A 12,611-nucleotide genomic window follows, 5' to 3' on the forward strand; every position below is an offset into this window, starting at 1 on the left:
GGGAATAATTAATGCGATTTAAATCCTGCGGCGGTCATCAGAATGCGGAAGAACATCCCGACAGCAGCCAGCGCCAGCACGCTGCCACCCCAAATAATACTCAGCCACATCAGGCGTTTCCAGATCGGTTGTTGCATCAGTGATACCCCTCCCCATGTTGAACTTTTCCGCGAAACACGTAGTAACTCCAGAACGTGTAGACTAGGATAATCGGGATGATCAGCAGGGCGCCGACCAGCATAAAGCCCTGGCTTTGCGGCGGTGCCGCGGCCTGCCACAGCGTGATCGACGGCGGAATAATGTACGGCCAGATACTGATCCCAAGCCCGCTGAATCCAAGAAAAATCAGCCCCAGCGTCAGGACGAACGGCGCGTTGTGGCTCTCGGTATCGTTGAGCTTTTTCCACGCCCAGCCGCTCAACACCACCACCAGCACCGGGACAGGCAGCAGGAAAAAGAGGTTCGGCAGGCTAAACCAGCGTTCGGCGATAGCCGGGTGCGCCAGCGGCGTCCAGAGGCTGATGGCCGCGATTACCAGCAGCAACACCACCAGGAGCTGTTTTGATACCTGACGCATTCTCGCCTGCAGCGGGTTCTCGCTCTTCATCACCAGCCAGGTTGCGCCGAGCAGGGCATACGCCACCGTCAGGCCGACGCCGCAGAACAGGTTAAAGAGCGTGAACCAGTCAAACGGCCCGCCGCTGTAGGCCCGGTTTGTCACCTCAAATCCGTTAATCACCGCGCCAACGACCACGCCCTGACTGAACGTCGCCAGAATCGAGCCGCCGATAAAGGCTTTGTCCCAGAAGGGCCGATGCGCTGGTGTGGCTTTAAAGCGGAATTCAAAGGCCACGCCGCGGAAAATCAGGCCGATCAGCATCAACGTCAGTGGGATGGTTAACGCGTCGATGATCACCGCGTAGGCCAGCGGAAATGCGCCAAACAGCGCTGCGCCGCCGAGCACCAGCCAGGTTTCGTTTCCGTCCCAGACCGGAGCGACGCTGTTGACCATCACGTCACGATCGTCCGCGTCGCGGGTGGTCGGGAACAGGATGCCGATGCCTAAATCGAAGCCGTCCATCACGATATACATCAGCGTGGCGAATACGATGATCACAAACCAGATAATGGAAAGATCGATACCCATTATGGTTTCTCCTTAGTTACAAACTCAGGGCTGGCGGCAGAAAGCGGGCGAGCAGGGCGGCCATCGTTTTCCGTCGGGAAGGATTCGTGTTCCTGCGGGCCTTTTTTGATGAGCCGCACCATGTAGCTGTAGCCGACGCCAAACACCGAGGTGTACACCACAATAAAGGCCAGCAGACTCACGCTCATGTGCAGATCGCCATGAGCGGACACCGCGTCAGCCGTGCGTTGCAGGCCGTACACCACCCACGGCTGACGTCCGACCTCAGTCGTCACCCAACCGGCCAGAATGGCGATCAACCCGGACGGCCCCATCAGCAGGGCGAACCACAGGAACGGGCGCGAGGTATACATGCGCTGTTTATAGCGCAGCCACAGCGCCGCCACGCCTAACAGCAGCATCAACATTCCCAGGCCCGCCATGATGCGGAAGGACCAGAACACAATCGTCGAGTTCGGACGATCTTCTTTCGGGAAATCCTTCAGGGCCGGAACTTGTTTATCCAGGCTGTGCGTCAGGATCAGGCTGCCGAGCGCCGGGATCTCCAGCCCGTAGCGGGTACGCTCTTGCTCCATATCCGGCCAGCCAAACAGCAGCAATGGCGTCGGTTCACCCGGCGGGTTCTCCCAGTGGCCTTCGATGGCGGCAATTTTGGCGGGCTGATGTTTTAAGGTATTCAGGCCGTGCATATCGCCGACCATCGCCTGGATTGGCGCCACGATCAGCGTCATCCACAGCGCCATGGAAAACATATGGCGGATGGCGGGGGTGTTATTCCCGCGCAGCAGATGCCAGGCCGCGGAGGCGCCGACGAACAGGGCGCTGCTCAGGAAGGCGGCAATGGACATGTGGAACAGGCGATAGGGGAAGGAGGGGTTAAACACCACGGCGAACCAGTCGACGGGCACCACTACACCGTTGACGATTTCATAGCCCTGCGGAGTTTGCATCCAGCTGTTCGACGCCAGGATCCAGAAGGTCGAAATAATGGTGCCCAGCGCCACCATACAGGTGGAAAAGAAGTGCAGGCCCGGCCCGACTTTATTCCAGCCAAACAGCATTACGCCGAGGAAACCGGCCTCCAGGAAGAAGGCGGTCAGCACTTCGTAGGTCAGCAGCGGGCCGGTAATACTCCCGGCGAACTGCGAAAAGCCGCTCCAGTTGGTGCCGAACTGATAGGCCATCACCAGCCCGGAGACCACGCCCATACCAAAGTTTACGGCGAAGATTTTCGACCAGAAATGGTACAGAGAGCGCCAGACCGGGTTTTTGGTCTTCAGCCAAAGCCCTTCGAGCACGGCCAGATAGCTGGCGAGACCGATGGTGATCGCCGGAAAAATAATGTGGAAGGATACGGTAAATGCGAACTGTATCCTCGCCAGATGAAAAGCATCTAAACCAAACATGCACAGCCTCAATGTCAATCGGTGTGGTGTTATGGTATAGGGCGCGAATTCGAACGAGCAGACGCAGAAACGGGATATTTATGTATAACAGTTTGCGAAAGTGGTGAGGTTTACTCATCTGATATAGTGAGTTAACCAGTACAAATGACTGATGATTTTGTTAAAAGTTCTGATTATAAAAGTTTTCTTTTTTATCACTTTTCTTCATTTAAGGGCTTGCGTTGTTCTCTCCGCCGTGCGTTAATGCTTGCTCGGTTTGAAAGCCAAATAATATCTGACGTCGTCTCAAAGCATTTCTCATCACGTTGTGCCTCTCCGCAGCCTCTTGGGTCTTCTCTTTACACTCTGATTAGTTTTGTCTCAGACCACTATCGCCTTGAATGGCCCCAATTAGCTTATTTACGTTTTTACGTTGACTGGAGAATCCTATGATTTCTTACATCCATTTTCGTTGCCCATGCTGTCATGGCTCACAGTACCGCACATCCATTTTTGATGTGTCCGAAAAAAATCCACACGGTGCGAAGTGCATTTTCTGCAAATCGTCCATGATGACCCTTGACCACCTGGCTGCCTCTTCTTTCCCGGAGCAAGCTCAGTACAGTCACCGTCCGTCATAACACCGCGCATACCATAACAGTTCATTAAAACTGCCAATTTTCTCCTGCTGATATACTATGTTGTGAAGCAAGGAGAGAAGAATGAAAAAATACCAGCGCCTGGCGCAGCAAATCATTTCGCAAATCGAACTTGGCGTGTGGTTGCCGGGAGATAAGCTACCGTCGTTGCGTGAGCAGGTTGCCAGCAGCGGCATGAGTTTCATGACCGTCGGTCATGCATATCAAACGCTGGAAAGTCAGGGGCGAATCGTTGCTCGCCCACAATCGGGTTACTACGTTGCTCCGCGCCCGGTTAAGCAGCAGCCTGCGCCACCCGCGCAGGTGATGCGCGACGAAATGGTCGACATCAACACCTATATTTTTGATGTCCTGCAGGCCAGCCGCGATCCCTCTGTTTTACCCTTTGCTTCCGCTTTTCCCGACCCCAGACTGTTTCCGCTCCAGCAGCTCAACCGATCTCTTGCCAACGTCAGCAAAACGGCAACCGCCATGAGCGTCATTGAAAATCTGCCGCCCGGCAACGTCGATCTCCGTCACGCCATCGCCCGCCGCTACGCGCAGCAGGGGATGAATATCTCCCCAGAAGAGATTGTGATCACCGCCGGGGCGCTCGAAGCGCTCAACCTGAGCCTTCAGGCCGTGACCGAGCCGGGCGACTGGGTGATCGTCGAAAACCCCTGTTTCTACGGTGCGCTGCAGGCGCTCGAAAGGCTGAAACTCAAAGCGCTGTCTATCGCCACCGACGTGCGCGAAGGGATCGATCTGAATGCCCTGGAACAGGCGCTGAACGACTACCCGGTGAAAGCCTGCTGGCTGATGACCAACAGTCAAAATCCGCTCGGGTTTACCCTCAGCGCCGAGAAAAAAGCGCATCTGGTGGCGCTGCTGACGAAGCATAACGTCACCCTGATCGAAGATGACGTGTACAGCGAGCTCTATTTTGGCCGCGAAAAACCGCTGCCCGCCAAAGCCTGGGACAGCCAGGACATGACGCTTCACTGCTCGTCTTTCTCGAAATGTCTGGTCGCCGGGTTCCGCATCGGCTGGGTGGCGGCAGGCAAACATGCGCGTCGTATTCAACAGCTACAGCTGATGAGCACGCTCTCGACCAGCTCCCCGATGCAGCTCGCGCTGGTGGATTATCTCGCCACCAAACGTTACGACGCCCATCTTCGCCGCCTGCGCCGCACGCTGGCCGAGCGTAAACAGCAGGCGTGGCAATCCCTGATGCGCCATCTCCCCGCGGAAGTCAAAATTCACCACAACGACAGCGGCTACTTTTTGTGGCTGGAGCTGCCTGCGCCGTTAGACGCCGGAAAGCTCTCCGAACAGGCGCTGGCGCACCATATCAGCATTGCGCCGGGCAAGATGTTCTCTACCTCCGATGCCTGGACGCCATTCTTCCGCTTTAATACGTCGTGGGCGTGGGGCGAGCGGGAAGAACAGGCCGTCGTTCAGTTAGCAAAATTAATTAGCGCGATGCTGAAATAAGCCGAAAGGCTTATTTTTCACAGGCGTCATATTCCCGCATAAATAAACAATCCTTATCCTGCGACAGGCATTGGGTTTATTCCCGGATGCCTGTCATAGGAAATCTGCATACCGCCGCTCGCCGCTAACTCCTTGTCTATAATCCAGTTAACAGGGAATGCGCCCTCTGTCACAACCTGATGAAATTTCCAAAGCCCGCAGGGTGCGGCGCATTTGCGCAGTCTACGTTTATTAAGGGAGATATTTTTACGGCATGGCTGCCGCCAAATTTCATTGCGACAGGAGTAAATCAAATGAGCAAAAAATTTGCCCGCAGCAGCCTGTGCGCGCTCGGCATGACGATCATGACCGTGCAAGCCGCAGAGCCGCCGAAAGAGATCGGCAAAGGCGAGGGAAGACTGGATATCATCGCCTGGCCGGGATACATCGAGCGCGGCCAGACGGATAAAAATTATGACTGGGTCACCCAGTTCGAAAAAGAGACCGGCTGTGCGGTGAACGTCAAAACGGCGGCGACCTCCGACGAGATGGTCAGCCTGATGGCGAAGGGCGGCTATGACCTGGTCACCGCATCCGGCGACGCCTCTTTGCGCTTGATCATGGGCAAACGCGTGCAGGCCATTAACCCGGATCTGATCCCCAACTGGAAAACCATTGATTCGCGCATCGTCAAAGGCGAATGGTTTAACGTCGGGGGCAAAGTCTACGGCACGCCGTATCAGTGGGGGCCGAACCTGCTGATGTACAACACCAAAACCTTCCCGACGCCGCCGGACAGCTGGGCCGTGGTCTTTAAAGAGCAAAATCTCCCGGACGGCAAAACCAACAAAGGCCGCGTGCAGGCCTATGATGGCCCGATCTATATCGCTGATGCGGCGCTGTTCGTCAAAGCCACCCAGCCGCAACTGGGCATTACTGACCCATATCAGCTCACCGAAGCGCAATACTCAGCCGTACTGAAAGTGCTGCGCGATCAACACGCGCTTATTCACCGCTACTGGCACGATACCACCGTTCAGATGAGCGACTTCAAAAACGAAGGGGTGGTGGCTTCAAGCGCCTGGCCGTATCAGGCTAACGCCCTGAAAGGGGAAAACCAGCCGATTGCCACCGTCTTCCCGAAAGAGGGCGTGACCGGCTGGGCGGACACCACCATGCTGCACGCCGAGGCCAAACATCCGATGTGTGCTTACAAGTGGATGAACTGGTCGCTGACGCCAAAACTGCAGGGCGATCTGGCGGCGTGGTTTGGCTCTTTGCCGGTGGTGGCCGAAGGCTGTAAAGCCAGTACGCTGCTCGGCGAAAAAGGCTGCGAAACCAACGGCTACAACGAGTTCGACAAAATCATGTTCTGGAAAACCCCGATTGCAGAAGGCGGCAAATATGTTCCGTACAGCCGCTGGACGCAGGATTACATCGCCATCATGGGTGGCCGTTAATCGCCCGGGAGCAGATCATGACGTACGCAGTAGAATTTAACGACGTCTCCCGTCTGTACGGCGACGTGCGGGCGGTGGATGGCGTCACCATTGGCATTCGTGACGGGGAATTTTTCTCCATGCTGGGGCCTTCGGGCTCCGGCAAAACCACCTGCCTGCGCCTGATTGCCGGGTTTGAACAATTGAGCGGCGGGGCGATCACAATCTTCGGCAAAGAGGCGAGCGAGCTTCCGCCGTGGGAGCGCGATGTGAACACCGTGTTCCAGGATTACGCCCTGTTCCCGCATATGTCGATTATCGACAACGTCGCCTACGGGCTAATGGTCAAAGGGGTCGACAAAAAGAAACGCCAGTCGATGGCGCGCGATGCGCTGGAAAAGGTGGGATTAGGTTTCGCGGAAAAGCGTAAACCGTCGCAGCTTTCCGGCGGCCAGCGTCAGCGGGTTGCTATTGCCCGCGCGCTGGTCAATGAGCCGCGCGTTTTGCTGCTTGATGAACCCCTCGGGGCGCTGGATCTGAAACTGCGTGAGCAGATGCAGTTCGAGCTGAAAAAACTTCAGCAGGAGCTGGGGATCACCTTCATTTTCGTCACCCACGATCAGGGCGAAGCGCTGTCGATGTCCGACCGCGTGGCCGTGTTTAACAACGGACGCATTGAGCAGGTCGACACCCCGCGCGAACTCTACATGCGCCCGCGCACGCCCTTTGTTGCCAGCTTTGTCGGCACCTCGAACGTCTTTGATGCCGCCGTTGCCCGGCAGGTGTGCGGCATGGAGGGGATCTATTCGCTCCGCCCGGAACATATTCGCCTTAATGAGAGCGGAGATGTTCAGGTACAGGGCGTGGTGCAGGCGGTGCAATATCAGGGGGCGGCGACGCGGTTTGAGCTGCGTCTCGCCGATGGCGCCAAGCTGCTGGTCAGTCAGGCCAATCTGAGCGGAGCGAATATTCCGCTGGACGTGGCTCCGGGGCAGCAGGTGCTGGCCTCCTGGTCGCGCGAGGCGATGGTGCCCTTGCATGAGGAAAGGTGAGATGGATATGAGCGTTTCTCCTGCACCCTCATCCCGAGGCCCGGTCAGCCGGGTCACCACGCTGCTCTGGCGTAAACCCTCGCTCGGGCTGTTCCTGCTCCTGCTTGGCCCGCTGATGTGGTTCGGGATTGTCTATCTCGGTTCGCTGTTGACCCTGCTGTGGCAAGGTTTCTACACTTTCGACGACTTCACCATGTCGGTGACGCCGGACCTGACTTTCGCGAACATTCTGGCACTTTTTAACCCTGCCAATTACGACATCATCCTGCGCACGTTACTCATGGCGATCGCGGTCTCCCTTGCCAGCGCCATTCTCGCCTTTCCAATGGCGTGGTATATGGCGCGATATACCCGCGGCAAATGGAAAGCCTTTTTCTATATCGCGGTGATGCTCCCGATGTGGGCGAGCTACATTGTCAAGGCCTACGCCTGGACGCTGCTGCTGGCAAAAGATGGCGTCGCACAATGGTTTCTCGGCTATATGGGGCTGGAGCCGGTGCTGATGTCGGTCCTGACGCTGCCTGCGATTGGCGGTAATACGCTCTCGACCTCCGGGCTGGGGCGCTTCCTGGTCTTCGTCTACATCTGGCTGCCGTTTATGATCCTGCCGGTACAGGCCGCGCTTGAGCGTCTGCCGCCATCGCTGTTACAGGCCTCGGCGGATCTCGGCGCGCGCCCGCGCCAGACCTTCCGCTATGTGGTGCTTCCGCTGGCAATTCCCGGTATTGCCGCCGGGTCGATATTTACCTTCTCGCTGACGCTGGGTGATTTCATCGTGCCACAGCTGGTCGGCCCGCCGGGGTACTTCATCGGCAACATGGTCTACGCCCAGCAGGGGGCGATCGGCAACATGCCGATGGCGGCGGCGTTCACATTAGTGCCCATTGTTCTGATATCCCTCTATCTGGCGTTCGTGAAACGTCTGGGAGCCTTCGATGCACTCTGAACGCGCGCATTGGTTCCTGAAAGTGGCGGCCTGGGGTGGGGTGATCTTCCTGCACTTCCCGCTCCTGATTATCGCCATCTATGCTTTTAATACGGAGGACGCGGCGTTCAGTTTCCCGCCGAAGGGGCTAACGCTGAAGTGGTTTAGCGTGGCGGCGTCGCGCAGCGATATTATCGATTCAGTGACGTTGTCACTTCAAATCGCCTCGCTCTCGACTGCTATCGCGCTGGTACTGGGCACGCTAGCGGCTGCGGCGCTGTGGCGCAGCGAGTTTTTTGGCAAAAACGCCATCTCGCTGCTGCTTCTGCTGCCGATTGCGCTGCCGGGGATCATTACCGGCCTGGCGCTGCTGACGGCGTTTAAAACCATCAATCTGGAGCCGGGTTTTTTCACTATCGTCACCGGTCACGCGACCTTCTGTGTGGTGGTGGTGTTTAACAACGTCATCGCGCGTTTCCGCCGTACCTCGTGGAGCCTGGTGGAAGCGTCGATGGATCTGGGCGCTGACGGCTGGCAAACCTTCCGCTACGTGGTGTTGCCGAATCTAAGCTCCGCCTTACTGGCGGGGGGCATGCTGGCGTTTGCGCTGTCGTTCGATGAAATCATCGTCACGACATTTACGGCGGGGCATGAACGTACGCTCCCGCTGTGGTTGCTCAACCAGCTCGGTCGTCCGCGCGATGTTCCCGTCACCAACGTGGTCGCGCTGCTGGTGATGCTGGTGACAACCATTCCGATTCTGGGAGCCTGGTGGCTAACCCGCGACAACGAAAACGTGGTCGAAAGCGGGAAATAACTTTGATTTCAACAGGACAATGCTATGCAAAATCAACTGCTGATTAATGGTGAACTGGTCACCGGCGAAGGGGAAAAACAGCCGGTTTACAACCCTGCCACGGGCGAAGTGCTGCTGGAGATCGCCGAAGCCTCTGCCGCGCAGGTCGATGCGGCGGTGCGATCCGCCGATCGTGCTTTTTCCGGGTGGGGTCGCACCACGCCGAAAGCGCGTTCCGAGTGCTTACTGAAACTCGCAGATGTCATCGAAGAACATGCGGAAATTTTTGCGCGCCTCGAATCGCAAAACTGCGGTAAGCCGCTGCACTGCGTTATCAACGATGAGATCCCGGCGGTGGTGGACGTGTTCCGCTTCTTTGCCGGTGCGGCTCGCACACTGAATGGTCTGGCGGCGGGCGAGTACCTCGACGGTCACACCTCGATGATTCGCCGCGATCCGGTTGGCGTAGTAGCCTCTATCGCGCCGTGGAACTATCCGCTGATGATGGCGGCCTGGAAGCTGGCCCCGGCACTGGCCGCCGGGAACTGCGTGGTGATCAAACCCTCGGAAATCACGCCGCTGACGGCGCTGAAGCTGGGTGAACTGGCAAAAGAGATCTTCCCGGCAGGCGTGCTAAACGTGTTATTCGGACGCGGCAAAACCGTCGGCGACCCGCTGACCGGACACGAAAAAGTGCGCATGGTCTCTCTGACCGGCTCGATTGCCACCGGGGAACACATCATCGGCCATACGGCATCGTCGATTAAACGCACCCATATGGAGCTGGGCGGTAAAGCGCCTGTTATCGTTTTTGACGACGCGGATCTCGACGCGGTGGTGGAAGGCGTGCGCACCTTTGGTTTCTACAATGCGGGACAGGACTGTACCGCGGCCTGCCGGATTTATGCCCAGAAAGGCATTTACAATGCGCTGGTCGAAAAACTCGGTGCAGCGGTGGCGACGCTGAAAACCGGCGCACCGGACGACGAGTCCACCGAGCTGGGGCCGTTGAGCTCTGCGGCGCATCTGGCGCGCGTCTCTCAGGCCGTGGATGCCGCCAAAGCGCTCGGTCATGTGAAAGTGGTGACCGGGGGCAGCAAAGTGGACGGGGCAGGCTATTACTTCCAGCCTACGCTGTTGGCAGGTGCGAAGCAGGAGGACGCTATCGTTCAGCGCGAAGTCTTTGGCCCAGTGGTGAGCATGACGGAATTTGACGACGAAGAGCAGGTGCTGGCCTGGGCCAACGACTCGCAGTACGGACTGGCGTCATCGGTCTGGACCAAAGACGTGGGTCGCGCGCATCGCATGAGCGCGCAGTTGCAATACGGTTGTACCTGGGTGAATACCCATTTCATGCTGGTGAGCGAAATGCCGCACGGTGGGATGAAATTATCCGGTTACGGGAAGGATATGTCGGTGTACGGGTTGGAGGATTACACCGTGGTTCGGCATGTCATGATTAAACATTAGTGCCGCCCGGCAAAAAACGCATCAATTCCGTAGGCCGGGTAAGGCGAAGCCGCCACCCGGCAAAATCCCGTACCAAACTCTATGCCGGGCAACGCAAAGCCGCCGCCCGGCAATCATCTACCACCCGCACACATCATGCTCATTTTCTGTGTCATACGCGCGCACGGTATTCACCAAATCCTTCACGACATCCGCCGCGACATCGGGAATTAACAGCTCCATCGGGGCCTGTGTCTCGTAATCCACCGACACGCCGTTGCTGTTGTTGGTGACGGTGACGGTATACGTTGCCTTGCCCATCTTCTTACTCCTTATGTGTATTAACGACTTTACCCAGGCCCGCGCCTTCAAGTTTTGACTGCGGATCGGCGAAGAAATCAATACTGAACCAGGTATCGTCGGTCAGAAGCTCAATGCGGTGCCATTTTTGCGGCGGCGAAATGCCAAAGGATCCGGCTTCAATCACCACTTCCATATCGGGTTCGCTGGCGTCAGCGTCCGGGAAACCAAAATATTTCACCGCACCCTGCATCACCGACAGGCGACCGTATACGCCCGCTTTGGTGTTGTGATGGGTGAACAGGGCCTTCGGCGCGGAATCTTTGTTCCAGAAAGGGGTCGCACGAGTGTGAACAAAGTTTTCAGGAATACGTAGCATAGTGAGTTCCTTATAAGCGTTTATTTGCTCAAAGAGATTTCAGAACCTCGGGTTCAACAAAGAAGTCGACATTAAAAATCGTATCGTCGGTCATCGCTTCGATGTGGTGCCATTTTTCAGGTGGGAAAACGCCGAAATGACCGGCCTCGATAATGAGTTCGCTGTCAGGCTCAGGCGTGAATTCGTCGGCATAACCTAAGTAACGAATCGCCCCCTGGCTTACGGATAAACGGGGATAAACGCCCGGTCGGGTGCCACGATCAAGATGGCGCTGGAAAATGCCAGCAGGGGCGGTGTCCTTGTTCCAGAACGGGGTGGAACGGGTATGAATACAACTCGGCGGTATGCGTAACATAGTAACTCCCTCTAAAGCCTGCTGTTATTACACCACTTTCCGGACAGGACAATTGTGCAAAATGTGCATTTAAAATGCAACTTTAAAGGGGTAGGAAAAGAGGTAGAAAAGGCAGGGGGTTAGCGTGAGATAAATACTCAATTGTTATTAACCACATGATTTTGGTGGTTAATGTGTAACATTAAAACTTGATCTGTATCAACATATGACGCATATTGCGCGCGGTTATTTTATCGATCGGGTGCACAGAATGACGCTGTATCAAAAAATGTTGGTGTTTTACGCAGTCATGGCGACGATTTGCGCCCTGATCACCTGGTTTCTGTCGAAAGACCGCAAGCGCATTCGTTTTCTGAGCGCATTTCTGGTGGGCTCAACCTGGCCGATGAGCTTCCCTGTGGCGCTGTTGATCTCGCTTTTCTGAAGCACGCTTCCAGATTTTAAAGACAAAATAGCATTCTGCTGCGCGTGACTGTATAAATACACAGTGCATCGTCAAAGGAGTGCTTATGAACAGTTTTTACTCACAGCAGGCTGGCTGCACCGTCCGCTGGCAGGACCTCCCCGGTTCCGGCGACCCCGTGGTATTTATTCACGGCCTCGGCTGCGCCTCTTCTTATGAATATCCCCGCGTAGTCTGCGATCCGCAGTTTGGTGCGCGTCGGGCCATTCTTATCGATCTCCCTGGCAGTGGCTACAGCGACAAACCTGAACACTTTAGCTATCGAACATGCGATCAGGCTCAGGTCGTTGTTGAACTCCTCACTCATCTCAATCTCGACGCTTTCTGGCTCTACGGCCACAGTATGGGCGGCAGCATTGCCATTGAAACCGCCGCGCTGATTCAGGACCGTCTTCGCGGGCTGATTGTCTCCGAACCCAATTTTCACGCCGGAGGCGGAATGTTCAGCCGCGGGATTGCCGCGCAGGAGGAAACCACCTTTATCGAGAGCGGATATGCCGCGATGCTGGCCGCTGAAACCTCACCCTGGGCGGGGTGCCTGGGCAGTAATGCGCCATACGCCGTCTGGCGCGGGGCGGCGTCGTTGGTCGCAGGCGTTCAGCCCGACTGGGCCGCACAATTTTTGGCGCTGCAATGTCCGGTGACACTGCTGTTCGGCGAGCTGTCGCTCCCGGACGCGGAGGCGGCAGAGATGCAGCGAAATGGCGTGAAGACGATCGTTATCCCCAGGGCCGGGCATTCGATGTCATGGGAAAACCCTTCGGCGCTGGCAAGCGCGATCTCGGGCTGTCTTACTGATGGGTAACAGCC

The 12,611-nt window shown here is 56.6% G+C and carries 15 protein-coding genes; 9 read left to right on the forward strand and 6 right to left on the reverse strand.

Features of this window, described 5'->3' with window-relative positions:
* Positions 1-8 precede the first annotated feature (8 nt).
* Genes AC3WS9_RS10395 through AC3WS9_RS10405 form a run of 3 tightly spaced genes read right to left on the reverse strand, consistent with a single transcriptional unit; the run spans position 9 to position 2,553 of the window.
* Positions 9-137 (reverse strand): DUF2474 domain-containing protein, encoded by a 129-nt coding sequence (locus AC3WS9_RS10395; protein WP_492488154.1) that lies wholly within the window; start codon positions 135-137, stop codon positions 9-11.
* Complete coding sequence (gene cydB / locus AC3WS9_RS10400; RefSeq protein ID WP_285146415.1) at positions 137-1,147, reverse strand: cytochrome d ubiquinol oxidase subunit II; 1,011 nt, start codon at positions 1,145-1,147, stop codon at positions 137-139. Before cydB ends, AC3WS9_RS10395 begins: the two co-directional genes overlap by 1 nt.
* Positions 1,147-2,553 carry a cytochrome ubiquinol oxidase subunit I gene (locus AC3WS9_RS10405; protein WP_282492930.1) on the reverse strand — a complete coding sequence of 469 codons (1,407 nt, stop codon included), beginning with the start codon at positions 2,551-2,553 and terminating at the stop codon, positions 1,147-1,149. Before AC3WS9_RS10405 ends, cydB begins: the two co-directional genes overlap by 1 nt.
* A 428-nt stretch (positions 2,554-2,981) precedes the next feature.
* Here AC3WS9_RS10405 and ymcF point away from each other — a divergent pair, with 428 nt between their 5' ends.
* The 7 genes from ymcF to patD all read left to right on the forward strand — a co-directional run bounded on the left by ymcF (position 2,982) and on the right by patD (position 10,325).
* Positions 2,982-3,173 (forward strand): cold shock small protein YmcF, encoded by a 192-nt coding sequence (gene ymcF, locus AC3WS9_RS10410; protein WP_095282171.1) that lies wholly within the window; start codon positions 2,982-2,984, stop codon positions 3,171-3,173.
* Between the two features lie 81 nt (positions 3,174-3,254).
* On the forward strand, positions 3,255-4,664 hold the full coding sequence (locus AC3WS9_RS10415; protein WP_324722571.1) for an aminotransferase-like domain-containing protein: 1,410 nt from the start codon (positions 3,255-3,257) through the stop codon (positions 4,662-4,664).
* A 293-nt stretch (positions 4,665-4,957) separates the two neighbouring features.
* Positions 4,958-6,103 carry a putative ABC transporter substrate-binding protein YdcS gene (ydcS, locus tag AC3WS9_RS10420; RefSeq protein ID WP_285154203.1) on the forward strand — a complete coding sequence of 382 codons (1,146 nt, stop codon included), beginning with the start codon at positions 4,958-4,960 and terminating at the stop codon, positions 6,101-6,103.
* A gap of 17 nt (positions 6,104-6,120) precedes the next feature.
* Complete coding sequence (locus tag AC3WS9_RS10425) at positions 6,121-7,134, forward strand: ABC transporter ATP-binding protein (RefSeq protein ID WP_282492933.1); 1,014 nt, start codon at positions 6,121-6,123, stop codon at positions 7,132-7,134.
* Position 7,135: 1 nt separating this feature from the next.
* Positions 7,136-8,080 (forward strand): ABC transporter permease, encoded by a 945-nt coding sequence (locus AC3WS9_RS10430; RefSeq protein ID WP_492488158.1) that lies wholly within the window; start codon positions 7,136-7,138, stop codon positions 8,078-8,080.
* Positions 8,070-8,876, forward strand: coding sequence for an ABC transporter permease (locus tag AC3WS9_RS10435; RefSeq protein ID WP_285146422.1), 807 nt, complete (start codon positions 8,070-8,072; stop codon positions 8,874-8,876). The genes AC3WS9_RS10430 and AC3WS9_RS10435 overlap by 11 nt, the downstream gene beginning before the upstream one ends.
* A 24-nt stretch (positions 8,877-8,900) precedes the next feature.
* Complete coding sequence (gene patD / locus AC3WS9_RS10440) at positions 8,901-10,325, forward strand: aminobutyraldehyde dehydrogenase (RefSeq protein ID WP_492488161.1); 1,425 nt, start codon at positions 8,901-8,903, stop codon at positions 10,323-10,325.
* Positions 10,326-10,442: 117 nt separating this feature from the next.
* Here the strand turns inward: patD and AC3WS9_RS10445 are convergent, their stop codons facing one another.
* From AC3WS9_RS10445 to AC3WS9_RS10455, 3 genes are read right to left on the reverse strand one after another with little or no spacing between them, the layout of a single operon-like run.
* Entirely contained in the window at positions 10,443-10,625 is a 183-nt protein-coding gene (locus AC3WS9_RS10445) for a DUF1869 domain-containing protein (protein WP_095282123.1), read from the reverse strand.
* A 4-nt stretch (positions 10,626-10,629) separates the two neighbouring features.
* Positions 10,630-10,983 carry a TehB family protein gene (locus AC3WS9_RS10450; RefSeq protein WP_492488163.1) on the reverse strand — a complete coding sequence of 118 codons (354 nt, stop codon included), beginning with the start codon at positions 10,981-10,983 and terminating at the stop codon, positions 10,630-10,632.
* A gap of 28 nt (positions 10,984-11,011) precedes the next feature.
* Positions 11,012-11,338 (reverse strand): TehB family protein, encoded by a 327-nt coding sequence (locus AC3WS9_RS10455; protein WP_282492939.1) that lies wholly within the window; start codon positions 11,336-11,338, stop codon positions 11,012-11,014.
* A gap of 250 nt (positions 11,339-11,588) precedes the next feature.
* Here AC3WS9_RS10455 and AC3WS9_RS10460 point away from each other — a divergent pair, with 250 nt between their 5' ends.
* Positions 11,589-11,762, forward strand: a complete 174-nt coding sequence (locus AC3WS9_RS10460; protein ID WP_492488165.1) for a GhoT/OrtT family toxin — start codon at positions 11,589-11,591, stop codon at positions 11,760-11,762.
* A gap of 85 nt (positions 11,763-11,847) precedes the next feature.
* On the forward strand, positions 11,848-12,606 hold the full coding sequence (locus AC3WS9_RS10465) for an alpha/beta fold hydrolase (protein WP_492488167.1): 759 nt from the start codon (positions 11,848-11,850) through the stop codon (positions 12,604-12,606).
* The last annotated feature ends 5 nt before the right edge of the window (positions 12,607-12,611 follow it).

Source organism: Lelliottia sp. EB106-05-01-XG201, assembly GCF_058791735.1.

Coding starts and splice junctions, on each gene's coding strand:
- AC3WS9_RS10415 (WP_324722571.1), top strand. CDS start 3,255: ATGAAAAAATACCAGCGCCTGGCGCAGCAAATCATTTCGCAAATCGAA.
- AC3WS9_RS10435 (WP_285146422.1), top strand. CDS start 8,070: ATGCACTCTGAACGCGCGCATTGGTTCCTGAAAGTGGCGGCCTGGGGT.
- AC3WS9_RS10405 (WP_282492930.1), bottom strand. CDS start 2,553: ATGTTTGGTTTAGATGCTTTTCATCTGGCGAGGATACAGTTCGCATTT.
- AC3WS9_RS10465 (WP_492488167.1), top strand. CDS start 11,848: ATGAACAGTTTTTACTCACAGCAGGCTGGCTGCACCGTCCGCTGGCAG.
- AC3WS9_RS10425 (WP_282492933.1), top strand. CDS start 6,121: ATGACGTACGCAGTAGAATTTAACGACGTCTCCCGTCTGTACGGCGAC.
- AC3WS9_RS10460 (WP_492488165.1), top strand. CDS start 11,589: ATGACGCTGTATCAAAAAATGTTGGTGTTTTACGCAGTCATGGCGACG.
- patD (WP_492488161.1), top strand. CDS start 8,901: ATGCAAAATCAACTGCTGATTAATGGTGAACTGGTCACCGGCGAAGGG.
- ydcS (WP_285154203.1), top strand. CDS start 4,958: ATGAGCAAAAAATTTGCCCGCAGCAGCCTGTGCGCGCTCGGCATGACG.
- ymcF (WP_095282171.1), top strand. CDS start 2,982: ATGATTTCTTACATCCATTTTCGTTGCCCATGCTGTCATGGCTCACAG.
- AC3WS9_RS10445 (WP_095282123.1), bottom strand. CDS start 10,625: ATGGGCAAGGCAACGTATACCGTCACCGTCACCAACAACAGCAACGGC.
- AC3WS9_RS10450 (WP_492488163.1), bottom strand. CDS start 10,983: ATGCTACGTATTCCTGAAAACTTTGTTCACACTCGTGCGACCCCTTTC.
- AC3WS9_RS10395 (WP_492488154.1), bottom strand. CDS start 137: ATGCAACAACCGATCTGGAAACGCCTGATGTGGCTGAGTATTATTTGG.
- cydB (WP_285146415.1), bottom strand. CDS start 1,147: ATGGGTATCGATCTTTCCATTATCTGGTTTGTGATCATCGTATTCGCC.
- AC3WS9_RS10455 (WP_282492939.1), bottom strand. CDS start 11,338: ATGTTACGCATACCGCCGAGTTGTATTCATACCCGTTCCACCCCGTTC.
- AC3WS9_RS10430 (WP_492488158.1), top strand. CDS start 7,136: ATGGATATGAGCGTTTCTCCTGCACCCTCATCCCGAGGCCCGGTCAGC.